The following is a 26,193-nucleotide window of genomic DNA, read 5'->3' as shown; positions in this document are numbered from 1 at the left end:
CTAGTTAGCTTGGGTAGTGGTGGTTTTACTTTCAGGAGTTATTGTCGTCAAGTTAAGTGCTTTCCATGCCTCAATACCCCCTCGATAATATTTAAGTTTATTTGCGGGATAACCGAGGTCTAATAAGGCTGAAATCGCTCTATTGGATTCATCACATAAAGCATCATCACAAAAGAAGCACATGGCTTTTGCCTGAGAAAAATCTTTAGTGGAGTTCTCTTCTGTAACTCCCAGTAATGTTAATACTTCATTAGATTTACTGCCATTAAATAAAATAAATGGAATGTTGATAGAGCCAGGAATTGTTTCTTTTTCAAAATTTTCCATCATTCTGGAATCAACTAAAAAACCTGACTCGTTTTTTACCTCATTATTTAAAAAAGAGAGGAGTTCTAGTTCGGCGAATGTTTCAACATTAGGCGCAAGTCTCATCGGGTTTATACAAAAAGGAGGGCAAGGCTTTGTCTTGATGTTTTCACTGTGAATCGGACTACGCTTTATTTTGATAATGTTTCCATTATGATTAACGTCAAAGAAAGCTATTTCTGGAGTAAGGTTGATTGTATCAATGTCATCCGCCGAAGCATTACTAAATGAAAGTAATTGAATAATGAGGAAGGTAATTAAATACTTCATAATTTTGCTGGGTGATTGTAATCAGGAATAACAGAAAATTTAACTGCGGCTAACTTACCATACAAAATCATGTGAGTTAATTTATAGCTAATACTAAATGGTTATTTAAACGCTTGTTTTCTCAGTGAAGGAACAGGCCTTTTAAATAACTCTTCATAAGCGGCTTTGGCTAATGCTTTTATTTCACTGTTACTTTTAGACGAGAGTACTTTGAAAATTGCTGTTTTTTCGTCAACTGTTGCAATGTAGTTAGGTTTTACTTCATCTCCAAGGTACAAGGACTCTATAGTGGTGAAGATTAAACTTGATGCATAATACTCTGCCTGTCCCTTAGTCATCGGGTTGAGCGAGAATATTAATAATTTGCTTAACCAGATTTGTTGTCCCTGATCAGTGTTGGCTAGCTGAGCTAAATACGCGCCAAGTTCTTCAAGGGTATGATCTATGGCATTTTCATTGAGTTTATCTTTAAACGTATCCCTCAACCAGGTAGGAGCAGCCCAGGTTTTTTTATCAATCTGGTGATAGGCTTCGTGGTATTCGATGCTCGGTAAAAGTACCTCATCTAATTTATCGAGAATCTCAGGCTCAAATTCTTCATTAGTGGTTTTCGACTTCTTGTTTTTTTCTGTTCCAGCACTTTTTCCAAGCATGACACTGATGGCGTCAAAGCCATTGCCAAAGATACTTTTTTCGCTATTGCTGTTTTCTCTTTGCAGTGTTTGTTGCATCTTTGCATTGGACATTCGAAATTTATCATTGATCAGACTTTTAACCGCTGTCTTGATTTTTCTCTGATCTTTTACGTCAGGATAAATTTCCGCAAGATCTTTTTTATATGCTTTGGTTACCGCTTCTTCTATCTCGTAGTAGCCTTGCATCCAGTATGGAATGATATAATTTCTTCCCTGAAAGGTTAGCGCAGGTAAAACAGATTCTTTGGCAAAATTCGCGATACGTTCTAATAAAATGATAGAACCGATACCACGATCTTTAAAGGTTAGTCCGAGTGCGCTATCTACAGCGGGTACTTTATCAATTCGTCTAACACGGAATAAAGGGAGTTCGACAGTGTCGTTATCAGTATCATAAAAAAGCTGCTTTCTATCATCAACCTTATATGCCGTCATCATCGTGGTACGACACAACTCGGGGTTGTTATTGCTCATTAATGATTCGAGCTCCTTAAGCATCATCATCTGTTCTACAGGTGCATCAATCAGTGACGAACAGGGCATGGAGAACGATTTAGGGGATAAATAAAAAGGTAAGTTATGTTTATCAAAAACTGTGTTTACGTCTTTAAAACCGAGCATGACTTCCTCGCTAGTACTTGCCGGGTCTTTAAGTCTGGTTAATTGTTTTTCAACTATTGCTCTAATGCCATCTCTTTCAGGGAGATCATTAAGTATTTTTTCTTCAGTTTGTTTTATAGATGCTTCAACTTCGGCCAATGCCTTATTCTGATCATTGTGTTTCAGTATCAGTTTTCTATGTAGCAAATCTGAAAAGTAGGGCAGGTGATTGGCAAATATGCTTTCTATTTTTCTATGTTGGTGCCATTGATTTAGTCCAATCGCGCCGATTACTAAACCAATCAACGCTAATGGGTAAATGACTTTTGATTTAAAACCTATTGCTGATAGTGGGTTTTTTGATGAACTATCAGTTGCTGTTTTTTTGATCTTGCCAGATAAATGATCTAGTAGGGCTATTTTGAATTCGTTATTGTGAATCGGATAAATCTTTTGTGAGCGAAAGCTTTTTAACACCTGTTGTTTTATTTTTAGATAACGTAATGCCAGCAGGTAGCGGAATGGGTAAATCCATCCTTTATACGTTGCCGGGTTTTCAAAAGCATCTGTACTCATTGCCTGTAATGGAGTGTCAGACTGCGCTTTTATTAACGTTAATAGAATTCTATTGAGCATTTATATTCGCTCCTGCTGATAGGTCGAAATGTAACTATTTAAAGTCACCCCCCCACTTATACGGCTTTTTTTTATAAGATTATACTTATTTTGAATGTTTCGTCTGACTAAAATCATTGTCTTTTTAACCAACCGGACACATCGTTAATCACCTGAATGCGTTCAGGCATGCTTTGTTTTACATAACAATTTGCGGCATCCACCAAATTTCTGGCGCGATCACGAATATCATTATCAGCAATCGAATCCTCAAGGCCTCTTCTAAAACCGCTCCAATCCCAGCCACAGATAAATTCAGGCATCAGCTTGAATCGACTCGATAGGTTGTTTAGGGCGATGATGGCGTTTTCATTGTCCTTGTTTTGCATGTAATAAATAGATGCCAGCGTATCTTTGATTTGTTTGTAACCATCCGTCAATAAGCCGCTGGAATTGATTTCTTCCATTAAGTCATTAAAGGAGTCGAGGTCAATATTAGCGGTGACATAGGTTTCAAGTAAATCCAGATCAATCTCGGCTATTACTTCACGGGTAGCTGCCGTTTGTTTGGGCGCGTTCTTTAGAATAGTGCGGCCTCTTTCTAACTCCGCCGTTGCCGTTTCAAGGTCATCAAAATATAACCACGCTAATGCACCAGATTCACGGTGTCTCGATGCCACATAAGCAGCGCTGAAATCCTGTTTTCCTACGTAATCAGTTGCTTCCTGAAAGCATTGATAAGAGGATAAGGAGCTCGCTTTATCACCAGCATGATGAGTAATTGCGGTTAAAAACCAATAGACGCTGTTGATATAACCTTCATCACCCGTACATTGTAATTTGCGCGAATGTTCGATGGTTTTTTCTACGTTCTTTTGTTTGTAGAAACATTCTACCGCTAAATCTTCAAGATTCGCTTTAATACGTCTTTCCGATTTTCTCCACTGGAGTTGTTGACCAATGGTGTCGATGGATTTTTCAATTTTTTCGCAATCCAGCTCTGAATCGAGAATGGTATTATAGGCTTCCATTAATTGAACGACTTCTTCGCGCCTTTCTCCAGGTGCACTAGGAATATCTTTAGCTGCACAACTCACCGCAGGTTCTTTGCTGCATTGAAAAGCGGGTCGTCCAGGACCAGTATTGTTTTGTTGGTTTGCGGCTCTTTCTCGATCTCGACGTAATTTCTCTAATGCATCTGGTTGCATCAAAGACTGCATGAATTCCATTGGCGTTTGCGACCCAGCGGAGCGGTTGAAATCAAAGGTTAATTCAGGGTTTTCCTGTTGCAACGTAGTCATAATTTCAACCATTTGCTGTTTGGCTAGCCATTCTGTGAACGCAAACTTTTCCGGATTGCTGTCAGCAGGTAATACTTCTGGTTTGTTAAGCTGCTTCCAGAATAATGTGCCACCAATGATAAGGGCGAAAAGTGGAGCAAATGTCAGAAAAATGAATTTCGCTCTGGTGTGATCGCGCTTTTTTTCGATGCGGCTTTCTAGTGCTTCACCACGCTGTGATGTACGTTTATCGGTACTTTTTATGCTTTCTTGATAATACGTTTTTGCTTCTTCGGTATGCTCTGTGTGACGCATCAGCTCTGCTATGTTAAATAACAGCTCTGGGTTTTCCGGATCATTTTTTAATTTATTTTGTGCGTAGCTCAGCAGGTCTTCTAAAGAAGTATCTTCGGCTAATCCCCAGCTCTTTTTTAATTGTGAAAAATGACGCTGTTTCATCTTAGCCATCTCCCAGGTAAGAGGGTAGGTATTGGCAACCACCTCTATAACGTTTGTCACAAATATTCGCAGGTGCTTCGCTGTTGACAGGTTGCCAGCCTGATTTCACACTTTTACCTTTGAGGAACTCTCTTGCTTCTCTAAAAGCTTCGAAGCCACTCCCTGATATATTGCCGTCTTCACTGCTGTCGTAAACAAAGAAATAGGCAAACTGTTTTTGTCCGTCGATGTTATTCATCGTCTCTCTGAGTTCTGAGCTACGTTTTTGTAATTGATTAAATCTGGGCCAGTCTTGTGTGTCTCTGGCGTAAAACGAGATGCCATTTTCGTCGTCTATTTTCCCTAATAATCCATGAAAATCCAATGAGAATAGTCGTTTGCTACCCGCAGCTCCGCTGGTGGCTTGTAAGGTTGCATTGGAAAAAATGGTATCAGTATCTAAAGCGAGAATACGGTCGTCTTTGGCGATAAAGAATACTGGACTAAGCTGAGTGTTGTGCTCTAAAGGAATCTCTAATTGAAAGGTTTTGTTGTTGTCGTGAATGAGGTTGATCACCGCGAATATAATCAGAATACCCACCGAATTGGATACGATATCTGTAAGTGAATCTAGGCTGATCAGGTTTCGCATGTTTCAAAGACTTTTATAAGGTTAGTTAGTGTTCTTGTTAAGGTTAAGAGTCCAGTTCGCATCCAGAGGTTCCAAACCAATACTGATTGATGCCGCATCCTGGGTGAAGCTCATTACATCGCGAATTTTTTGATAGGCTTGGCTACCATTAGGGTAGATGCCAAATAATAAAAATTCTTCGTAGAGATAATTTGCTTTTAAAGCGATCTCGTTCAGCGTTCTTATATCTTGCATCGCTTGCAGAATATCGTCTACATCAGGTTCGGTTGCTAATCTCATCACCGGTCCATTGTGGTTTTCCAAACGGAACATAGCATTTTGCCTGCGCTGTAAAATATCGGTTATCGCGACTTGATCAATCCCTTCTACTGCATCTCTTAATTTGTCGAGATACTTAACCGGCGGGACGCTAATGATGCCATCGGGTAAGCTAAATATTTGATAGGCAACTTTATAGCCTTGTTCTAATTGTGCGGTAAGTTCGATTTTTTGTGGCGCACTAAAGCTATTGAGTACATTGATAAATGATAGAACCCCCATCACGCACAGGAATATGCTCAAAAACGGAAATAAACTAACTTCCAGTTTTTCTTCTTTAGGGTAGCGTGCAAGACGTGTAGCGCGAGACATTGCCATTGTTATTTACAGCATCTCATTAGAGTTTCTTAAATTTTTCATGCTATACATGGCTGCTAAGTAGTTACTTGGTTTCATCTTTTTGACTGGCTGAAATTTTAGAGGTAAAGATGGTTTCGTATAAGTCTTCCATGGTTTCCTGCAGCGCTTTAATTTGTGTACTCAGTAGTTTGATTTCTCCGGCAACTTTATTGTTGCTGTCGTTGCTAGCTTGTGCAGTAGAACTTACGGTAGTTGTAGTTCCCGTGCTTGCAGCAGTGTTGCCATTAACATCTGCTAGCAAGGGTTTAATGTCGTGATACCAGCGTTCATCAAGTTCAATGAGGTACGCTTCTTCCGTTTTTTCCAGCGTTAGCATCAACATCATTAATGGAATGCTCAAGAGTAGTGCCAGTAACGTCGTATCAAAGGCTGTCGCTAAAGAGCTGGTTACCAATGGCAAGTTCTCTTTCAGCATTGCTGATACATCTGTCACAGAATTGGTGCTGGTCATGGCATCTGAGAAGTGTGAAATACCGTTACTGATTCCCCAGACTGTGCCGATGAAACCCATGATCGGAATTGCCCACACCATAAAGCGAGAGAGAGAGAAAGATCCCTTCATATACTCCCGTTCTTTAATGGCAAAAGTGTCGTCAACACTCTCGTCGTTGTGATTAAGGAATAACGATAAACGTGTATTCATTAAGTTGTTGGCTGGGATATTGTTTTGCTCACTGATTTTCAGTGTTTTCAAATGCAGGCTGTGTGCATCATTATCAATGATAGTTTGATCTTCGTTGATACTAGAGATGAATGTGTTTGCAAGTAGCACGCTTTGGTCGTTTTCTTTTTTTAGTTTTGCTTTCTTGAGCCAGAGATGTAGAAAGCTGGCGCAAAAGAACCACAAAATAATCGGAGATATCCAATTGCCAAAGAATATTTTAAATGCACGCGGCATACTTTGTGTATCGCCCAAAAACCAGTACAACGCTAGCGCTGGTATCAATACCAGAATAGCGGTGAGTGTCAGTGGTGATTTAAAAGGTTGTTCTACAGGGTATTGATTTAGCGTGTTATTTGAATTTTCTACGGTCACGCGTGGTGCTCCAATTTTATATGATTAAACGACAATTTATCACAGTGTTAGACAGGAACACAGAAGAAGAGTTCTATTATCTTAAGATAAATAAACTATCAAGGTTTAATGATTAAAACTGTGAGTGTTTTTAGATGAAATTACAGTTCCTTCTGGTGATTTAGGCACCCCCCTACTTACAGGCAGTTTTTTTGGAAACACCTTCATTAAAAAAAACGCCTGTAAGTAGGGGGGTGTATTTAAAGAGTGGTTAATTTGACTGCTTGTCCTTAAAATGAGACTTTCAACTACAAGAGGTCATGGGTAGTTGTATCTGCTGTTATAGGTTCTAAGGTTTACATGAAAAATGCATTAAACATACCAATTTGGTTTTTCGAAATATTCACCACAGCCAAATCTTTTAAGGGAAACCCAATAATCGGATCGCCCATTTTGAATCGTTTAGGTCTTCATGTATTTCGCTTGATTCTCTCTCATGTGGTGATGCGTGGCAGAATGCTGTTGTTGTCTCCCATGATTTCTGCAGAAGACAGAAAGTCATATTTTGAAAAGGGTTATATCGTTAAAGAAGACTTTTTAAGTGACGAAGAATTTCAACGTTTAGAAGAAGCTGCAAGATCATTCGATGGAGAAATCAGAGAGGCGCGTCAGGGTAATACCTTAACCCACAGAGCAGTATTGTCTCCCGACGTTTTAGAAAATAGACAGGTTTTGGCGCAGGTTGTCGATAATCAGAAACTCAATCGGTTGACTCAATTCGCCTCTGGGCATTTAAGAAAACCTTTTTATTATCTGGAAGAGGTAAAAAATCAGTTCTGTTCTGGAAATGAAGACCCACAGAAAACCTTTCATAACGATACCTTTCATCCTTCTATGAAATGCTGGTTGTTCATTGATGATGTGACGCCTGAGACAGGGCCTTTCACGTTTGTTCCTGAGTCTCATAAATTAAGCTGGAAACGAATTAAGTGGCAATACCAAATGAGTTTGGTCGCCAGTAACGATAAGAATGGCTATCACGCCAAGGGTTCTACGAGATATTTAGAAGAAGATTTAAAGGAGCTCGGCTTGCCCGAACCGAAGCCATTTACGGTAAAAAAGAACACGCTGGTTATCGTCAATGTGTTTGGTATTCACCGCCGTGGAAACAGCGAAAAAAGTACGCGTTTAGCACTTTGGGGAGATAGTCGAACCAACCCATTTATACCTTTTCCCGGTATCGGTGGTAAATTTGCGAATCAAATACAATATTACTTCTTGGGTTTGTATCGGAAAAAAATGGATGATGCCGCTGCAGCGCGCGGTCACAGGTCTCCTTGGCACATAATCGAAACAGATGAAAAATAACATTTAAACTATCGGTTTTCGCCCCATTTATTGCTATTCTTACGTGCTTTAAAGTTTCTTAACCTCAGGAAGTAACGTGAGCGACAATTCAAACGACACAAATAATTCGATCGATTATAAAAAGACACTAAATCTACCGAAAACGAATTTCCCTATGAAGGGTAATCTGGCAAATCGTGAACCTGCGATGTTGAAAGGATGGATTGAGTCAGATCTATATTCGCAGCTTCGTAAACACGCTGAGGGAAGACCTACCTATATTTTGCATGATGGTCCTCCGTATGCGAATGGTGATCTGCATATTGGTCACGCCGTCAATAAAATCCTTAAAGACATGATCTTGAAAAGCAAGACCTTGGCTGGCTTCGATGCACCTTATGTGCCGGGCTGGGATTGTCATGGACTTCCGATTGAAGCTCAGGTTGAGAAAAAGGTTGGCAAAGTTGGTCAAAAGGTCGATGCAACAGAATTTAGAAAGCTATGCCGTGAATACGCAACCAAGCAGATAGAAGGTCAGAAAGCTGACTTTGTTCGTATGGGAGTCTTAGGTGACTGGGACAAGCCTTATCTGACGATGAATTTCCAGACGGAAGCCGATATCGTTCGCTCATTGGCGATGATCATCGACAAGGGCCATTTAGAAAAAGGACAGAAGCCGGTTAACTGGTGTCTGGATTGTGGTTCTTCGCTGGCTGAAGCGGAAGTTGAATATGAGGATAAGACCTCTGATTCAATTGATGTTAAATATCAGGCTGTTGATCAAGCCGCTTTCGCAGAAAAGTTTGGTGCTCCAGGCACAACGGATATCAATGTCGTAATCTGGACCACAACGCCATGGACGCTGCCAGCGAGTATGGCGGTTACGTTGAATGCTGATTTTGAATATATTCTTGTTGCTACAGATAAAGGTAATCTTGTATTAGAAGAAACCTTGTATGAAGCTGCTTTAGCCCGCTACGAGCTCGAAAACAAAGGTATTCTGGGTCGATGCAAAGGTGCTGATCTTGAAGGCTTAATTCTCAAGCATCCTTTCTACGACAGAGAACTTCCTGTTATTTTGGGTGAGCATGTTACTGCTGAAGGTGGTACTGGTGCTGTACATACTGCCGCCGCTCATGGTGCGGATGACTATGTGGTTGCTAAAAAATATAACCTTGAAATCATCAATCCATTGGGTAATGACGGTCACTTCCTGGCGGATACTGAGTTAGTTGGTGGTCAATTTGTATACACTGGAAATAAAACGGTTCTTGAGAAGATTGAAGAGAACGGCAGTTTATTGCACAAAGAAAAAATTCGTCATAGTTACCCACATTGTTGGAGACATAAAACCCCTATTATTTTCCGTGCAACACCACAGTGGTTTATCAGCATGGAGAAACAGAATTTACGTCAAGATGCCTTAAAGGGTATCGATGAAGTGAAATGGATTCCTGATTGGGGTAAGAGCCGAATCTATAAAATGATTGAAGGCCGTCCAGATTGGTGTATATCACGCCAGCGTTTCTGGGGTGTGCCAATTACTTTGTTTGTGCATAAAGATACCCAGGAACTGCATCCGAATACACTTGAGATCATGGAAAAAGTGGCTCTAGGTATGGAGAAAGAAGGCATTGAGTATTGGCATAAAACTTCATCTGAAGAGCTTATCGGCAGTGACGCCAGTGACTACGACAAAACCACTGATACCCTAGATGTTTGGTTTGATTCTGGAACAACTCATTTTTCTGTGCTCGACAGAGATGACCGTTTAAGAAATTCTCCTGCAGATATGTATTTGGAAGGGTCGGATCAGCATCGTGGTTGGTTCCATTCGTCATTATTAACATCTGTGGCAATGCGTGGCAGACCTCCGTATAAAAATGTTCTGACACATGGCTTTGTGACGGATGCCGAAGGCAAGAAAATGTCTAAGTCGGTAGGTAATGTTATCTACCCGGATAAAGTGATGAAAAACCTTGGGGCAGATATTTTGCGTCTTTGGGTATCATCATCTGATTATTCTCGTGAAATTACGGTGTCTGATGAAATCCTGAAACGTTCTGCAGATGCTTATCGCCGTATACGTAATACCGCGAGATATCTTTTGTCGAATACCAATGATTTCAACCCTGCGACAGACACTGTAGCACCTGAGGACATGTTGGCGCTGGATCGCTGGGCAATGGCGAAGGCGCATAAGTCACAGGCTATTATTGTTGATGCTTACGAGAAGATGCAATTCCATTTGGTCTATCAGGAAATTCTTAAGTTCTGTTCGGTTGAAATGGGAAGTTTGTATTTAGATATAACTAAAGATAGGCAGTACACCATGCCTGCTAATTCATTGGCACGTCGCTCTGCGCAGACTGCCTCTTATCATATTTTACAAGCTCTGGTTCGCTGGATGTACCCAATCCTCAGTTTTACTTCGGAAGAAATCTGGGATTCGATGTATCAAGATGAAGCTATGCAAGGTAAGAAGCCAGTAGACTATGTTTTGTTAACTCAATGGTACGAAGAACTCTTTGAACTAGGAAGTAACGAAGCATTAACAGAGCAAGAATGGGATAAAGTTTTTGCTGTACGTGTCGCTGTCAGTAAACAACTAGAGCAGCTACGTAAAGATGGCTCGATTGGTTCTTCTTTAAATGCGGAAGTAACAGTGTATGCATCCGGTGATACCTATGCGGCTTTAAGCAAACTAAAAGATGAGTTACGTTTTGTCTTGATAACTTCAGATGCGAAAGTTGAAGAGACTGCACAACAACCTGAAAATAGTGTTGCTGCCGAAGGTGACAATGTTGATGGTGTATGGCTTTCAGTGAATGCTTCGACGCTTGAAAAGTGCGTTCGTTGTTGGCATCACAGAGCAGATGTTGGTGTAGATCCTGAGCACCCTGAACTTTGTGGACGTTGTGTAGAAAATGTCGCTGGTGACGGTGAGGCTCGTTCATATGCCTAATAAAAAGGCTGCGGACTTAACTGAAGAAAGCTCTATTCTGTCCAATACCTCATTGAAGTGGTTATGGGTTAGCTTTGTTGTTATTTTTATTGATCAGATAACGAAATGGACTGCTGAAAGCAGTCTTGAGCTAGGTGGTGCGAGCTACCCTGTTATACCTCATTTAAACTTCACACTTGCTTATAATTATGGCGCTGCGTTTAGCTTTCTTGGTGATCAGGGCGGCTGGCAGCGCTGGTTTTTTGTAGGGCTAACCATCGTTGTCAGTATTGTTATTCTGGTCTGGCTAAAGAAGTTAAAGGAAGATCAGAAATGGACGGCCATTGGGCTCTCACTTGTTTTGGGTGGAGCCGTTGGGAATAACCTGATTGATCGTGTGTTGCATGGTCGCGTTATCGATTTTATCGATGTCTATGCTGATTGGGAGGTGTTTTTTCTTTCTAAGTGGGCTGATGGTTTTTCTCATTTTGCTACGTTTAACGTCGCTGATATCGCAATAAATATCGGTGCAGTTATTCTTGTTATTGGTAGTTTCTTTTATTCTGAAGAAGAATAATCTTAAGATAAATTAAACCCAGACATAAAGCCTGGGTTTAATTTGTTATGAAAAAACGCCCCAAAGTAGGGGGGTGTAAATTAAATGTCTATTGAAACGCTAGAATAACTGTTCTGGCATTTCTACGCCTTCTCTATTTGCCCTTTGTGTTCTATCTATGGGCTGTTGATCATTCATATTGGCTTGAGGCTGTTGTTGCGTTAAAGATGCTGGTGGCTCAATGCCTAAGCTGCGTAATCTATCTATTTCTCTTTGACGGGCTTGTTCGCGTCTTCTTTGGTTTTCCTGTCTTTGTGCGGCTTCTCTTCTAATGCGTTCCATGTGTCTAGCTCTGGTCACTTCATCTAAGTTTTCCATGTTTTCCAGAACTTGCATTTCACGTTGCTCAAGCATGTCTTCACGATGAGCTGCCATATAGGCTAAGATTTCTTCTTCAGTTGGAATCTGCTCAGGAGTTAATGCCTCATTGATCGTTTCCATTGTATATTCATTAGGTGGCATGCCGGTTTCAGCATCCAGTTGAACGTTGATCAGTCCTCTTGGGACTTTCCAGCCAACGTCCTTTTCTCCTTTAAGCGCAGTGCCCATGAAATCTATCCAGATCGGTAATGCAGCGCCTGCAGCAGTCTCTTTTCTTCCGAGTGGAGCAATGCGATCAAACCCAACCCAGACAGTGGTTACTTTGGTGGGTGAAAATCCACAGAACCAGGCATCTTTCTGGTCATCGGTTGTGCCAGTCTTACCTGCTAAGTCTCTTCGCTTGAGTCTATTTGTCCGAGAACCAGTGCCTGATTGGGCTACACTCTGAAGCATACTGGTTATCTGATAATGCACCGTCGGTTTCATAATTCGTTTCGCAGGATTGATCTTGGAAGAATTAGGGTTGTTTGTAGAGCAATCCTCACACGCTGTATATGGGTTTGCTTCGTATATAGTGGTGTTGGTGCGATCCACGATTTTGCGGATGAAGTGACTTTCTACTTTAAATCCGCCATTGGCAAAACTTGAGTATGCCGTCGCCATTTCTAACGGAGTCGCAGATCCTGTTCCTAACGCCAGTGTTAAGTCTTCTGGTAAGGCTCGTTTCTTAAAGCCAAAACGTTTTGCATATTCAATCGCGTATCCAAGGCCTATTTGTTGTAAAAGTCTGATAGAAACCAGATTCTTTGATTTGGCTAATGCAACACGCAATCGGGTAGGTCCACCAAATTCATGGCCGTAGTTTTGTGGGTCCCACGTGCTGTTTGCTAAATCAAGAGGCTCATCTTCGACAGTTGTTGCAGGAGAATATCCCTTTTCCAGCGCTGCCGCGTATATAAACGGTTTAAAGCTGGAGCCTGGTTGACGTTTTGCCTGAATTGCCCGGTTGAATTTACTGTAAGTAAAATCAAAACCGCCTGCTATGGCTTCAATAGCGCCATTTTTTGGGTTCATTGCAACAAGTGCGCCGGTTACTTTTGGTACTTGAGAAAGATTCCAGATACCTTTGTCATCTTTCATGACTCTAATAACATCGCCTGCAACTATGACAGAATCTACAGCCTTGGGTTTCTTCCCTCTTTTATTTTCATTGATGTATTTTCTTGCCCAGGACATTTGCTTTAGGGTGATTTTTACCGGCTTACTTTCTTTATAAACCTCTAATACAGCTTCTTTCGCGTTACTGCTGATAACCAGAGCAGGATAGAGTTCGGCAAATACTTTATATGTTTTTAGTTTTTCCTGTTTTTCTTTCGTGGTTTTTAAAGACTCCAGTTCTACTTTGTCTTCAGCACCTCTATAACCATGTCGCTTGGTATAACTCAAAAGATTGTTACGAAGTGTTTGAATGGCGTTGTCTTGCTCTGCGCTATCAAGGGTCGTGTAAATCTTTAAGCCCAGCTTATAGATGTTTTCTTCACCATAGCGTCTGATCGCATCCGTTCTTGCCATCTCTGCCATGTAAGGGGCATAGGTTTCATTTTCTACATTATGAATTTCTGCGGTGATTTCTTCTGCTAAAGCGGTTTGATAATCAGTGTCACCAATATAGCCAAGCTCAAGCATACGCTTAAGAATGTAATCTCTTCTGACTTTGGCTCTTTTGGGGTTTCTTACAGGGTTGTATTTTGAGGGTGCTTTAGGCAATCCTGCAATCATCGCACTTTGAGCCAGCGTAAGATCTTCTACTTTTTTACCATAATAAATTTCAGCGGCTGATCCAACGCCATATGAACGTTTTCCTAAAAATATTTTATTCAGGTACAGTTCTAAAATTTCTTGTTTGGTAAGCTCATCTTCTATTTTTAAGGCAAGAAGTGCTTCACGTAATTTTCTATCAACCGTTCTTTCATTGGTTAAAAAGAAGTTTCTAGCGACTTGCATGGTAATAGTACTAGCCCCTTGGCTAACGCGACCACTTTTTACGGCAGATACAATCGCACGGGCAATACCTTTAAAGTCCACACCTTTATGTTGGTAGAAGCGAGAGTCTTCAATTGAAATAAAAGCGTTTTTTAAATTATCTGGAACCTGGTTATATTTAACCGGACGTCTACGATGCTCTCCAAACTCAGCGATAAGTTGATCATCACTACTGTATACCCTTAGCGGTAAGTTGAGCTGGGTGTTTTTTAATTCACTTACTGATGGTATTTGCGATGAATAATAAAAATAGATCGCAGTGATACCTACAATTCCTAATATGCTGACAAAGAAAATAGGAGCAATGATGTAACGAATGAGTATTTTAAATAGAGGCATTTGAATTGATAAAATTTGTTTTTCTAGGTGTTTGTTATATATTAATTTTTAATATGCTTGATAGGTATTACTAAGCAGTAGTTCCTTATAATTAAAAATTATAACATTCTACCGTCCGTCCAAAGTATGTGCCATAGAGGGGTAAGAGGGTAGACTATTTTATTAATCGACGCTAGTATTGTCACAGAACTAATAAGAAATACCCCTCAAGGGTTTCTATAAATAATAACAATAAAAGGATCTAATCTGTGTTTTCCTTCTCAAAGAAAAGCGGCAATCTCTTAGGCATTGATATAAGTTCATCAGCTGTAAAGCTGTTAGAGCTCTCTCGAAAAGGGTCTGATTATCGTGTGGATAGTTACGCTGTATCGGGCTTACCTGATGGTGTAACAAGTGAAAGAGATATCAACGAAGCCGAGAAAGTAGGCGAAGCTATCAAGCAAGCTGTGAAAAACAGCCGTACCAAAAGCAGACGATGTGCTTTAGGTATTCCTTCTTCGATGGCTATCAATAAAATTATCACTATCCCAGCATCCATTCCAGCGGGTGAATTAGAAGCTCAAATTTCCTTAGAAGCCGAACAGTACATTCCTTATCCCATGGATGAGGTTAATTTCGATTTTGAAGTTCTGGGTCCATCAGAAACTTCATCAGAAATGATGGATGTTTTGATTGCCGGAACACGAACAGAAAATGTTGAAGTTAGGCTGGCAGCTGCCGAAATGGCAGGTCTGCATGTAGAAATAGTCGACCTTGAATCCAACGCAGTTGAGTTATTGTTTAAAACAATGATCAACGAGCTAGATAAGCATGATGTTGTCGCAGCAGTTGACTTCGGTGCATCTATGACGGGTATCAATGTATTTGAACAAGGTAAAGTTGTTTTCTCTAGAGAGCAAGTTTTCGGTGGTAGACAACTTACAGAAGAAATATCTCAACGCTATGGTCTTTCTTACGCTGAATCTGGTCTAGCCAAGAAAAACGGAAATTTACCTGAAGGTTATGTTTCTGAAGTACTTGATCCATTCAGAGAAAACATGGTGAGACAGGTACAACGATTTCTTCAGTTCTATTACGCCTCTACTCAAAATGAGAAAGTAGACAAAGTTCTTTTATCAGGAGGCTGTGCAAGTATTCCTGGTATCGATGAGCAAATTCAAGAGCTAATAGGAATACCTACTGCTTTAGCAAATCCATTTGCAAATGTCGTGTTGCATTCAAAAGTAAATCCAGCACGTTTCACCAGTGACATTCCTGCGATGTTAGTTCCTGCGGGATTAGCTTTAAGGGGGTTTGAATAATGGCTGGAATAAATTTATTACCATGGCGTGAGGCTGCGAGGAAGAAAAGCCAGCAGCAATTCGTTATGTCCATCGTGGGCGCGGTTGCAGTCGGTGTACTTGCAGTCGGTGCTGGATATACCTATATGGAAGGTAGAATTTCTTATCAAGAAAGTAGAAATGCTTATATACAGGCAGAAATTAAAAGACTTGATAAGACTTTAGAGGAAATCAAAACCCTGGATGCGAATAAAAAAGCATTGTTAGATCGTATTGCTGTCATTGAAAAATTACAGTCAACACGACCTGGTATTGTGCATCTGTTCGACGAAATGGTTAATGCTTTACCTAAAGGGCTCTACTTAACTCATCTCGTTCAAGAAGAAAACAAAATCAAACTAGAGGGTAAAGCGGAGTCTAGTGCTCGAGTATCTAGTTATATGAATAGATTGAATGCTTCACCTTGGTTGAGTTCTTCAGATTTGAATACGATTAAGGTCGATCCTAAAGATGATAAGAGTCGTTTAAGATCTTTCAAGCTAAATGTAAATCAATTACTCACGCAGGCTGGGGATAAGGAGAGCGAAAATGGCAATTGATACTCAAGAAATTAATAATCTATTAAGCGATCCGGCTAACGTTTCATTGCCGATAAAGATTGGTGCGGTTGTTATCGTATTTAGTTTGGCTTTATTCATCGGTTATAAATTAGTTATTGTTGATCAGCTGGCCACTCTTAAAACAGTGCAGTCTCAAGAGCAAGATAAGCGTAAAGTTTATGAAAAGAAGCAGGCTCGCGCTAATCAATTGCCAGCATATAAGGCACAATTAGAAGAGATGCAGATTTCATTTGGAGCACTAAAAGATCAGTTGCCAAGTGATACTGAAATCCCAGGTTTAATACTCGATATCTCTGAAAAAGGCTTAAGTAATGGTTTAGAAATTGAACTGTTTAAACCTGAAGATGAAATACATAAAGAGTTTTTTGCTGAAAAGCCGATAAAAATCGAAGCAAAAGGTACTTACGCAGAATTAGCTGGTTTTGTGAGCGATCTTTCAGCCTTACCTAGAATTGTTACGATTAATAATATCCAATTGCAACAAGCTGAAGAAAAGAAAGAAAAAGACGCCGCAAAAAAGAATAAGAATAAACCGACAATTTCACGCCTTTCTCTAAAAGCGACGATTAAAACGTATCGTTACTTAAGTGAAGAAGAAGTGGAAGGGACTGAGGGCTAGGATAATGATTAATAAGCTAAATAAATCAAAGAATTATCATTTCAAAAAGGCAGCGATAATCTTACCTTTGTGTGTATCTTCTCTTATGCTAACTGGGTGTAATGTCAGTAAAGCTGATTTGGATACGTACTTTGCAGAGCAGCGTGGTAAGCCGGCTGCACCAATTGTACCGATCCCAGAGGTTAAGCCTTATTTAAGGTATATCTATCCAGAACATGAAAAAGATCCCTTTGATGCTGCGATGCTAGCGCCAAATACAGTAAGGGAAGAAATTATTGATAATGGTATTAATATTGATACTACTCGCGTACCAGAATTCCTGGAAGGTTTTCCACTGGATAGTTTGAGAATGGTTGGCACAGTAAAAAAAGATAATACCTTATGGGCTTTAGTGAAAATTCCTGAAGGAGCAGTGCAAACTGTTAAAGCGGGAAATTATCTTGGCCAAAATTATGGAAAAATCATGAATATTTCAGAAGTGAAAATGGACATGGTTGAGACCGTATCGAACGGTTTAGGCGGTTATAAGGAAAGAGATATATCCATTGCTCTTAATCAAGAATAACTTGAAGATCAATTGGAACTGAAAAATAAAAATAAAATTAAACGAGTGGGTTATTTAACATGAAAATTATTACACGTACCTTATTGGGCTTGAGCTTGCCGGCACTGTTACTTGCAACTGGTAGTAGTTACGCTACAGCTCGTTTGCAAAGTGTGGATTCTGCAATTCAATCATCTGGTAAATCGAGTTTACGTCTGCATTTTGACAGTAAAGTAGGAATACCAAAAAGCTTTTTAATGAAGCAGCCAGCAGGCATAGTTTTAGACTTTGAGAATGCTGAAAGAGGAATGGGTAAGAGAAGCCATCAAGTTAACTCGAAGTCTGTGAAAGGAGTCAAGCTGGCTGGAGCAGGCGATAAGTTAAGAGTTATGGTTTCTTTAAACAAACTCACAAAATACACCACTAGTTTACAAGGTAATGATGTTGTTCTGACGTTCGATGATCAACAGGCAGCCCCGAATAATGCACAAGCTCAAGCCAAAGCGCGTCAGGTCGCTGCTCAAAAGAGAGCAGCAGAGCAAAAACGAGCAGCTGTTCAAAGAAACCAGGCAAGAAAAGCAGCAGAAGCTAAAAGGCTCGCGGCATACAAGCCGGCGGATCTAAATAAAAGACCAGGTCCGGTTGTGAAAGCTAAGAGCGTGAAACAACAAGCTGTTGCAAGTAACTATGTCGCGCGTCCTAAAACGACTCAGGCAAAATATAAACCAACACAGCGTGCTGTAACACATAGATCTCCTCAACATAGAGCTAATCATGTTTTAGGTCAGATAGATTTTCATAGAACAGAAAATGCAGGTGGACGTGCGCTAATTAAGCTTCCAAGTGCAGCTACCGTTGTAGAATCTCGTAAGTTTGGTAATACCGTTGTTTTAACGATTAAAAATACTGCAGCGAAGCAAGCGAAGAAGCGGATCGATGTTTTGGATTTTGCAACACCTGCATCTTATATAGATATAATCAGAAGTGGTCGAGATGTCCAAGTCAAGATAATGGCGAATTCAGCATTTGAATTTGATACATCAAAAAATGGCGCAAACTACATTGTTAATCTGAAGAAAGTTAAGCCTAAAGCTAAAACTAACCCATTAGTGCAAAAGAAGAAGCACTATAAGGGGAAAAAGCTTTCATTAAATTTCCAGGATATTGAAGTACGTTCAGTTCTACAGTTATTAGCTGACTTTACGGATAAGAATATCGTTGTTAGTGATAGCGTAAAAGGTAATATCACACTTAGACTGAAAGATGTTCCATGGGATCAGGCGTTAGATATCGTGTTGGAGTCTAAGGGCTTGGCAATGCGAAGTAATGGAAATGTAATCTGGGTTGCACAAGCAACTGAGTTAGAAGCTAAAGAGCAACGTGAATTACAGGCGCATAAACGCAAACAGGCACTTGAGCCATTAATTACAGAATACATTCCTGTGAATTATGCAAAAGCTGCAGATATGCTCGCTATGATTCAAAGTGATACTGGTACAGAGCACTCAGCGATTTCAGCTCGAGGTTATGCATCTGGTGATGAAAGAACCAATACAATTATTGTAAGAGAAACAGCGTCTCGTGTTGCTGATATTAAGAATCTTATTAAAAGCTTAGATGTACCAGTTCAACAAGTTTCGGTTGAGTCAAGAATAGTGATTGCTACTGATGAGTTCAGTAAAGAATTAGGAGCAAGATTCGGTGCTACAGCATTCGGTAAAAACCTAAGTACATCAGGTAGTTCGGAAAGTACTAGTTCGATGGTTAACGATCTTGTAGGAGGAGGCTCATCAGTAGCTGTTCCTGGTCTGAGCGATAGATTGAATGTGAATATGCCAGTTACAGCAGCAGCAGGACAAATTGCATTTTCATTATTAAGCGGAGATTACTTACTAGATTTAGAGTTATCAGCGCTTCAGGCTGAGAATAAAGGTGAAGTAATATCAACTCCACGTGTTGTTACCGCTGATAAGAAGAAGGCATTAATCGAACAAGGTGTTGAAATTCCATATACCGAGGCAAGTTCGAGTGGTGCGGCTACGGTTGCATTTAAGAAGGCAGTACTAAGTTTGGAAGTGACACCGCAAATCACTCCTGATGAACATGTCATTATGGACCTAAAGGTAAACCAGGATACAGTCGGCGAAATATACGCAGATGTTCCTAGTATCAATACTAGAGAGATAAACACTCAGGTACTTGTAGGAAATGGTCAGACCGTCGTATTAGGTGGTGTTCATGAAGAGGTGAAGTCATCGAAAGTTGATAAAGTACCGGTGCTAGGTGATGTGCCAGTGTTAGGTCGTCTATTCAGAACTGATACTGATAATGATGAAAAACGTGAGTTGCTTATCTTTGTTACACCAAAAATCATGAAGTAATTGATTGTTTTTTAAATCATTAAATAAAATTAAAACGCCTGGTTAACCAGGCGTTTTTTTTGGGTGCAGAAAAGAGTTATCACTTGATTCCTGTTTAAGCAACTGGCATAAAACATTCCATGGATAAAAATATAATTTTAGTAGGGTTAATGGGAGCAGGGAAGTCGACCATAGGTAGGTATTTAGCGAAACAGTTAAATAAAGAATTTCTTGATACAGATAGAGTAATAGAAGAAAGAACGGGCGTAGACATAGCGACCATTTTCGAGATTGAAGGAGAACAAGGGTTTAGAGATAGGGAAGAGCAAATAATAAAAGAATTATGCCAACTAGAGAATATAGTTTTGGCTACGGGCGGTGGAAGCATATTGCGAGAAGAAAACCGGAAAAATATGAAAGAGCACGGTCATGTTGTTTATCTATGCACTACGGCAGAGCTTTTATATTCGAGAATTCGTTTCGATAAATCTCGTCCATTAATGCAGACCAAAAGTCCCCTTACTACTTTAAGAAACTTATTAAATGATCGAGAGCCTTTCTATAAAGAAGTTGCAGATACCGTTATAATGACAGGAAAGCAAAAAGCAGCTGTAATAGTAAAACGTGTTGAGCAAGCGATAGAGAGTCATATCAGAAAATGAAAACATTAAATGTTGATCTTGGAGATCGTAGTTATCCCATTTTTATTGGATCAGGTTTATTAAACAAACCAGAATTAATCATGCCCTATATAAAAGGGCAGTCTATCGCCATAGTTTCTAATACAACGGTAGCTCCGTTGTATCTGGATAAAATCCACAATATGACAGAAGGTTTTGCAACAACAGATATTACTCTGCCTGATGGAGAAAAATATAAAACAACGGAAACTCTTGGGCAAATTCATACGGAAATGCTGCAGGCACGTTGTGATCGTAAAACCACATTAGTGGCCCTAGGTGGGGGGGTGGTAGGAGATATTTCTGGTTTTGCCGCCGCAACCTATCAGCGTGGAATTAACTTCATTCAAGTTCCTACTACCTTATTATCGATGGTCGACTCATCTGTAGGTGGTAAAACAGGGGTGAATCATCCTCTGGGTAAGAACATGATTGGCGCTTTTCATCAGCCCCAATGCGTCATCATAGATACAGATACCTTAAATACCTTGGACGATAGAGAGCTAAGTGCCGGGATTGCAGAAATTATTAAATATGGCTACATCAACGATTTAGACTTTATTGATTGGCTAGATCAAAATATGGAAAAGCTCTTAAGTCGAGATCAGGAGGCATTAGCTTATGCCATTTTTAAATCCTGTGAACACAAAGCAAAAATCGTAGCTGCAGATGAAAAAGAAACAGGTCAAAGAGCGCTACTGAATCTTGGGCATACTTTTGGTCATGCCATTGAAACAGGTATGGGTTATGGTAATTGGCTTCATGGTGAGGCAATTTCTGCTGGCATGGTAATGGCAGCTGAACTTTCAAAAGAACATGGGTGGCTTTCAGAAAGCGATATTACAAGCATGAAAACTCTGCTTAAAAAAGCAAATTTGCCTATAGCCCCTCCTGCCGAGATATCACCTGAGCGTTTCAGTGAGCTAATGTCTATTGATAAAAAAGTACAGGATGGTGTATTGCACTTAGTCTTAATGAAATCGCTAGGTGAAAGTATTATATCCAGTGATTTTGATAAGCAGGCTTTGTTACGCGTGCTTGGCGCATAGACCTAAAAGGTATTAATGAAAGCTCCTTACGCAGCCAGTCCAGAATTTAGTAAAGGCAGGAAATTTTCCGAACCTGCTCCAACTTATCGTTCTGAATTTCAACGAGATCGCGATCGAATCATTCATTCGACAGGGTTCAGAAGACTTGAGTATAAAACTCAGGTGTTCGTTAATCACGAAGGTGACTTGTATCGGACAAGGTTGACGCACTCATTAGAAGTCGCTCAAATTGCTCGTTCTATTGCTCGTACATTAAGTTTGGATGAAGACCTGACAGAAGCTATTTCATTAGCTCATGATATCGGTCACACTCCTTTTGGACATGCTGGCCAAGATGCGCTGAATGCCTGTATGAAGGATTACGGTGGATTTGAACATAACCTACAGTCTTTGCGTATCATTGATGAACTGGAAAAGAATTACGCTGATTTTAATGGATTAAATCTTTGCTATGAAACACGCGAAGGGGTTTTAAAGCATTGCTCATTAAAGAATGCCGCTAATTTAGGTGATGTTGGTGAACGCTTTCTTAAGAAGGAGCAGCCTTCCTTAGAAGCTCAGTTAACCAATATTGCTGATCAAATTGCCTATAATAATCATGATATAGATGATGGTATTCGCTCCGGGTTAATCAATATTGAGCAGATGAGACAAATGCAGCTATTCAGTACTCAATATGACAAAGTCATGTGGAAATACCCAGAATTAAAGGGGAATCGAAGAGTTCACGAAACCATTCGACGCATGATCGGTGAGCAGGTTGTCGATCTTGTTGAAACCAGTAGAGCAAAGATAGCTGAAGTAAATCCGGAATCTATAGAAGATGTTAGAAAGCATTCTGAGCAACTCATTAGTTTTAGTGATGAAATGAGGGTGCATAATCAGGAGCTAAAAAAATACTTACGCGAGAACCTGTATTTTCACCATAAGGTTTATCGGATGACTCGAAAAGCGCATCAGGTAATAGAAGCACTTTTTGATATTTTTATGCATGACTTGAGACTGCTTCCCCCGGGGCATTTGAAACTAGCGCGGAATGCACTAGTAGACGAAGGATTATCAGGTCAGGCGCGTGTCATTGCTGATTATGTTGCAGGAATGACTGATCGATATGCCACTAAAGAGTATGCCCGTCTGTTTGGTGTAGACGGCAATGTTTTTTAATCTATTTTAGAATGTTTAACTACATTTCAGCTCTGCATTAGTTTCGTTTACATTTTTAAACAGTAGATCACAAAATGTCACTCAAAGTTAGGACCTCTTTATCTATTTGTTATCAGCTTTTTTTTGGCAAATAATAGAGCTGCCGTTGCTCCGAAATAGTTTGAATCTCCCGGTGTTCCATGTAACATTATCCTCATAATTATAATAATTTAGCTCGGCTATAAGCATGAGTTGCTAGGGGATATCTGTGAAATTATCATTCGCACAATTGCATTGTTTTTTCTTCAAGAAAAGATACTTACTGCCATATTTAAATAAAATAACGTTATTTGCTCTGCTCTCGATTGCTGCTCCTCAAGTATTGAGTGCTGCCAATATCGATAAAGATAGTGATGGTGATGGACTAACCGATCTACAGGAAGAAAAACTGGGTACTGAAGCATATCTTGCAGATACAGATGGTGATGGTATTAATGATGGTATCGAAGTCGGTGATAATGTAAACAAGCCACTCGACAGTGATAATGATAATCGCATAGATGCCTTAGATTATGACGATGACAACGATGGTTTGCCGACATTTCTTGAGAGCAAAAACGATACTGATAAAGATGGTATTGTCGATTATTTAGACCCTGACTCAGACAACGATGGCCTAGCTGATGGTGTTGAGGCAGGCTTCTTAAATCAAGATAAAAATCTCGATGGTATTGACGATGCCTTTGATGCATCACGTCCAGGGGCTGTGGACAAAAATGGAGATGGGATTAACGATAACCTTAAACTTCCAGATTATAATAATGATGGTATTGCTGATTATCTAGACCCGAACTATAAAAAACAAAATGCAGTGGTTTCTAATGCTACAAAGCCTGCCGGTACCTCAAAGCCAACTAATAAAACAATTGTAGAATCAACGTCCAAAGCATTAAGTGAAAGCTCTGAGAAAAATAATAAGGAACTCGTTGCAGCGTCACCAAAAACTGAAGCTTCCGAAGTAGTGCCAAATAACAAAAAAACTTTGAGTGAAAGCACTGGTACTAAGGAAAAATCAAAAGTCGTTGTTCTTCCTAAAAAAATACAGAAACAGAAAGTAGAAGTGAATCGTTATACCGATACTGATAATGATGGGCTATTAGATTCTCAAGAGCTGATTTTGGGTACTGATATCATGAAACGTGATACAGATGGAGACAAAGTTTCTGATGCGATAGAAGTCGGAATGGATATAAATTCACCACAAGACTCGGACCGAGACGGCATTATTGATGCTTTAGACGAAGATGATGACAATGATGGCATTTTGACAAAGTTTGAAGATATCAATAACGATGGGACTGCGATCAACGATGATACCGATCAAGATGGTGTGCCAAACTACCTGGATGGCAATGATGATGGAGACAGTCGCTTAACCAAAGAAGAGGGTGGAACAAAAGACAGCGACGGTGATGGAATACTTGATTATTTAGATAAAAATGATGGGGTTAAAGATAAAACACCTAAGCTAGCAGCGAAAGATGAACTGCCTGATGAGCCTGAAGTAGTGGTTCTTTTTGATGGTGATCTTTCATCGTTACCTCCCGAGAAAAATGAAGATACAGATACTGTTGCACAGGAAATAGATGAGGTAATAGAAAACTCGATAGAAAATGCAGTGGCAAATGGCAGTTTAGATAAAATAGATGAAGATGCTGCTGACAAACAAGCTGAAGATAAGCAAGTAGCAAAAATAGCGACTGATACTAACCAGCAAAAGAACAAACCTAAGAAGATCGTGCTTCCTGAAAACACGACTAAAGCTACCAAGACATCATCGGCAGAAAAAGAAAAAGGTGGTGTTATGCAGTGGTTAACATCTCTTTTGCCAGATTGAGTGTGGATTCGGTAATTTCTATTCCACCCATCATGCGCGCAACTTCCTTAACGCGTTGCTCGCCATTCAAAACCAACATCCCTGTGGATGTTTTGTCATTGCCTTTTATCTTGGTGACTTGATAGTGGTTGTGCGCCTGCGAGGCTACTTGAGGTAAGTGAGTAACACATAATACTTGTCTGTTGTGGCCCAGATTTCTGAGTTGTTGTCCAACAACCTCTGCAATACCACCCCCAATACCACTATCTACCTCATCAAATATGAGTGCAGGAAGCGTAATTCGCTGAGCTGCTATCATTTGAATAGCCAATGAAATTCTAGACAGTTCTCCTCCAGAAGCTACTTTAATAAGAGATTTTAGAGGTTGGCCTGGATTACCGCTCACTTGAAATTCAACATGATCATTACCATGTGCATTGAAACTTTCGGTTTTTTCAATAGCAATGGCAAATATGCCACCTTCCATGCCTAATTCTTGCATAGCGCTAGTGACGCCCTTGGCTAGTTTTTTGCCAGACTTGTTTCTGCTGTCACTTAATTTTGAAGCAGCTTCTAAATAAGCTGTTTCAGCTAGATTGAGCTTTTCTTGTAATGCATCAAGATCATATTCGTCACTGTCTAAAGATTGTAATTCTTCATGCAGAATTTGCCATTTAGCGAATAACTCTTCGGGGACAGTTTGGTGTTTACGTGCTAAATCGTGCAATGTCGATAGGCGTTGATTTACCCAATGTAAACGCTCTGGATCTAGTCCAACGCTTTCGTTGTAGCGACGCAATAAGTCAGTGGCTTCCTGAATTTGTATTTGCGCATTTTGTAGCATCTCTAAAGGTTCAGATAACGCGCTATCCAGTTGATTTAAAGACTCTAATTGATGGGTTACTCCACTGATGGCCGAATAGATTGATTTATCGTCGTCATCGTAAAGTTGCATAATGCTTTGCGAACTTGCATCGAGTAGTTGACCAGCATTGGAGAGTTTAGAGTGCTCTTCGTCTAACTGTTGTGCTTCATTTTCTGTGAGTTGTAAATCATCCAGCTCCTGAGTTTGAAAACGCAGTAAATCCAGTTTTGCCTGATGATCACTATTTGCACCTTGAAGGTTTTCCAGTTTAGTTTTAAGAGATTTCCACTCTTGAAATTTTTTCTTTACGCTTTTTCTAAGAGATTCATTGCTGGCGTAATCATCTAACATGGTTCGCTGCATATCTTTTTTCATCAACGATTGATGTTCATGTTGACCATGTATATCGACGAGTTGTTCACCCAGTTGTCTTAATAGAGTTAGATTGCAGGGCGATCCATTAATCCAGGCTCGTGATTTACCGTTAGATGAAATAACCCGGCGCAATATGCATTGATTCTCTTCATCGTTTTCATTTGCTAGTTCTTGTTCTTGCAACCAAAGTAGGGCAGATGGAGTGTCTTCAATATCCACACTTAATGTGATTTCGGCTTTATCAGCGCCATGACGAACAACGCCACTATCTGCACGATCGCCTAACACAAGTCCAATCGCATCAATCAGAATCGATTTACCAGCGCCCGTTTCACCGGTGAGCGCAGTCATGCCTGACTTTAGCTCTAAATCGAGTTTTTCAATAATGGCAAAATCTTTTAAATAGATATGTGAAAGCATGACTGTTCGACAATGAGTTTCTGATTGGGATGACTTTATTATTACAGATATTATTCAAAAAGAGAACAAAAATGAAACAAAATAATTAGTCAGAGTAAACGATAAAAAAACTGCCTTAAAGTAGGGGGGTGACTTTGAGCTCT

At 40.0% G+C, this 26,193-nt stretch carries 20 protein-coding genes; 12 read left to right on the top strand and 8 right to left on the bottom strand.

Annotated features, from left to right (window positions below):
* The 6 genes from EV695_RS18035 to EV695_RS18010 form a co-directional block, all read right to left on the bottom strand.
* Nucleotides 1–636 (bottom strand): rhodanese-like domain-containing protein, encoded by a 636-nt coding sequence (locus tag EV695_RS18035; protein ID WP_131907405.1) that lies wholly within the window; start codon nt 634–636, stop codon nt 1–3.
* 101 nt (nt 637–737) lie between these two features.
* The gene (locus tag EV695_RS18030) at nt 738–2,567 is read right to left on the bottom strand and encodes a hypothetical protein (RefSeq protein ID WP_131907404.1); all 1,830 of its coding nucleotides are present in this window, start codon (nt 2,565–2,567) and stop codon (nt 738–740) included.
* Between the two features lie 113 nt (nt 2,568–2,680).
* Nucleotides 2,681–4,285 carry a hypothetical protein gene (locus EV695_RS18025; protein ID WP_207907149.1) on the bottom strand — a complete coding sequence of 535 codons (1,605 nt, stop codon included), beginning with the start codon at nt 4,283–4,285 and terminating at the stop codon, nt 2,681–2,683.
* 1 nt (nt 4,286) lies between these two features.
* Entirely contained in the window at nt 4,287–4,916 is a 630-nt protein-coding gene (locus EV695_RS18020; protein ID WP_131907402.1) for a hypothetical protein, read from the bottom strand.
* 21 nt (nt 4,917–4,937) lie between these two features.
* Nucleotides 4,938–5,552 carry a hypothetical protein gene (locus tag EV695_RS18015; RefSeq protein ID WP_131907401.1) on the bottom strand — a complete coding sequence of 205 codons (615 nt, stop codon included), beginning with the start codon at nt 5,550–5,552 and terminating at the stop codon, nt 4,938–4,940.
* Between the two features lie 64 nt (nt 5,553–5,616).
* Complete coding sequence (locus EV695_RS18010; RefSeq protein ID WP_131907400.1) at nt 5,617–6,630, bottom strand: MotA/TolQ/ExbB proton channel family protein; 1,014 nt, start codon at nt 6,628–6,630, stop codon at nt 5,617–5,619.
* A 339-nt stretch (nt 6,631–6,969) separates the two neighbouring features.
* Between EV695_RS18010 and EV695_RS18005 the strand changes: the two genes are divergently transcribed.
* From EV695_RS18005 to lspA, 3 genes are all read left to right on the top strand, one after another.
* Nucleotides 6,970–7,977, top strand: a complete 1,008-nt coding sequence (locus EV695_RS18005) for a phytanoyl-CoA dioxygenase family protein (protein ID WP_131907399.1) — start codon at nt 6,970–6,972, stop codon at nt 7,975–7,977.
* Nucleotides 7,978–8,131: 154 nt separating this feature from the next.
* Nucleotides 8,132–10,921 carry an isoleucine--tRNA ligase gene (ileS, locus tag EV695_RS18000; protein WP_243651740.1) on the top strand — a complete coding sequence of 930 codons (2,790 nt, stop codon included), beginning with the start codon at nt 8,132–8,134 and terminating at the stop codon, nt 10,919–10,921.
* On the top strand, nt 10,914–11,477 hold the full coding sequence (gene lspA / locus EV695_RS17995; protein WP_131907397.1) for a signal peptidase II: 564 nt from the start codon (nt 10,914–10,916) through the stop codon (nt 11,475–11,477). The genes ileS and lspA overlap by 8 nt, the downstream gene beginning before the upstream one ends.
* A 99-nt stretch (nt 11,478–11,576) precedes the next feature.
* Here lspA and EV695_RS17990 read toward each other — a convergent pair whose 3' ends face one another.
* Nucleotides 11,577–14,219: a penicillin-binding protein 1A gene (locus tag EV695_RS17990; protein WP_131907396.1), complete on the bottom strand. Its 2,643-nt coding sequence runs from the start codon at nt 14,217–14,219 to the stop codon at nt 11,577–11,579.
* Nucleotides 14,220–14,467: 248 nt separating this feature from the next.
* Between EV695_RS17990 and EV695_RS17985 the strand changes: the two genes are divergently transcribed.
* From EV695_RS17985 to EV695_RS17945, 9 genes are all read left to right on the top strand, one after another.
* Nucleotides 14,468–15,520, top strand: coding sequence for a pilus assembly protein PilM (locus EV695_RS17985; protein WP_131907395.1), 1,053 nt, complete (start codon nt 14,468–14,470; stop codon nt 15,518–15,520).
* Nucleotides 15,520–16,098 carry a PilN domain-containing protein gene (locus EV695_RS17980; RefSeq protein ID WP_131907394.1) on the top strand — a complete coding sequence of 193 codons (579 nt, stop codon included), beginning with the start codon at nt 15,520–15,522 and terminating at the stop codon, nt 16,096–16,098. The genes EV695_RS17985 and EV695_RS17980 overlap by 1 nt, the downstream gene beginning before the upstream one ends.
* The gene (locus EV695_RS17975; protein ID WP_243651714.1) at nt 16,088–16,738 is read left to right on the top strand and encodes a type IV pilus inner membrane component PilO; all 651 of its coding nucleotides are present in this window, start codon (nt 16,088–16,090) and stop codon (nt 16,736–16,738) included. Before EV695_RS17980 ends, EV695_RS17975 begins: the two co-directional genes overlap by 11 nt.
* Nucleotides 16,739–16,742: 4 nt before the next feature.
* A complete protein-coding gene (locus tag EV695_RS17970; protein ID WP_131907393.1) occupies nt 16,743–17,303 on the top strand; it encodes a pilus assembly protein PilP in 561 nt (186 codons plus the stop codon).
* 59 nt (nt 17,304–17,362) lie between these two features.
* Nucleotides 17,363–19,663 (top strand): type IV pilus secretin PilQ, encoded by a 2,301-nt coding sequence (locus tag EV695_RS17965; protein ID WP_131907392.1) that lies wholly within the window; start codon nt 17,363–17,365, stop codon nt 19,661–19,663.
* Nucleotides 19,664–19,782: 119 nt separating this feature from the next.
* Nucleotides 19,783–20,304 (top strand): shikimate kinase AroK, encoded by a 522-nt coding sequence (gene aroK, locus EV695_RS17960; protein WP_131907391.1) that lies wholly within the window; start codon nt 19,783–19,785, stop codon nt 20,302–20,304.
* Nucleotides 20,301–21,371, top strand: a complete 1,071-nt coding sequence (aroB, locus tag EV695_RS17955) for a 3-dehydroquinate synthase (RefSeq protein WP_131907390.1) — start codon at nt 20,301–20,303, stop codon at nt 21,369–21,371. Before aroK ends, aroB begins: the two co-directional genes overlap by 4 nt.
* Before the next feature lie 15 nt (nt 21,372–21,386).
* Entirely contained in the window at nt 21,387–22,535 is a 1,149-nt protein-coding gene (locus EV695_RS17950) for a deoxyguanosinetriphosphate triphosphohydrolase (RefSeq protein WP_131907389.1), read from the top strand.
* Between the two features lie 247 nt (nt 22,536–22,782).
* Nucleotides 22,783–24,411 (top strand): hypothetical protein, encoded by a 1,629-nt coding sequence (locus EV695_RS17945; protein ID WP_131907388.1) that lies wholly within the window; start codon nt 22,783–22,785, stop codon nt 24,409–24,411.
* Here EV695_RS17945 and recN read toward each other — a convergent pair.
* Nucleotides 24,377–26,050, bottom strand: coding sequence for a DNA repair protein RecN (gene recN / locus EV695_RS17940; RefSeq protein WP_131907387.1), 1,674 nt, complete (start codon nt 26,048–26,050; stop codon nt 24,377–24,379). The genes EV695_RS17945 and recN overlap by 35 nt on opposite strands.
* Nucleotides 26,051–26,193 lie beyond the last annotated feature (143 nt).

Source organism: Cocleimonas flava (genome assembly GCF_004339015.1).
Classification (GTDB): Bacteria; Pseudomonadota; Gammaproteobacteria; order Thiotrichales; family Thiotrichaceae; genus Cocleimonas; species Cocleimonas flava.
This window is presented reverse-complemented; position numbering and strand designations above follow the sequence as displayed.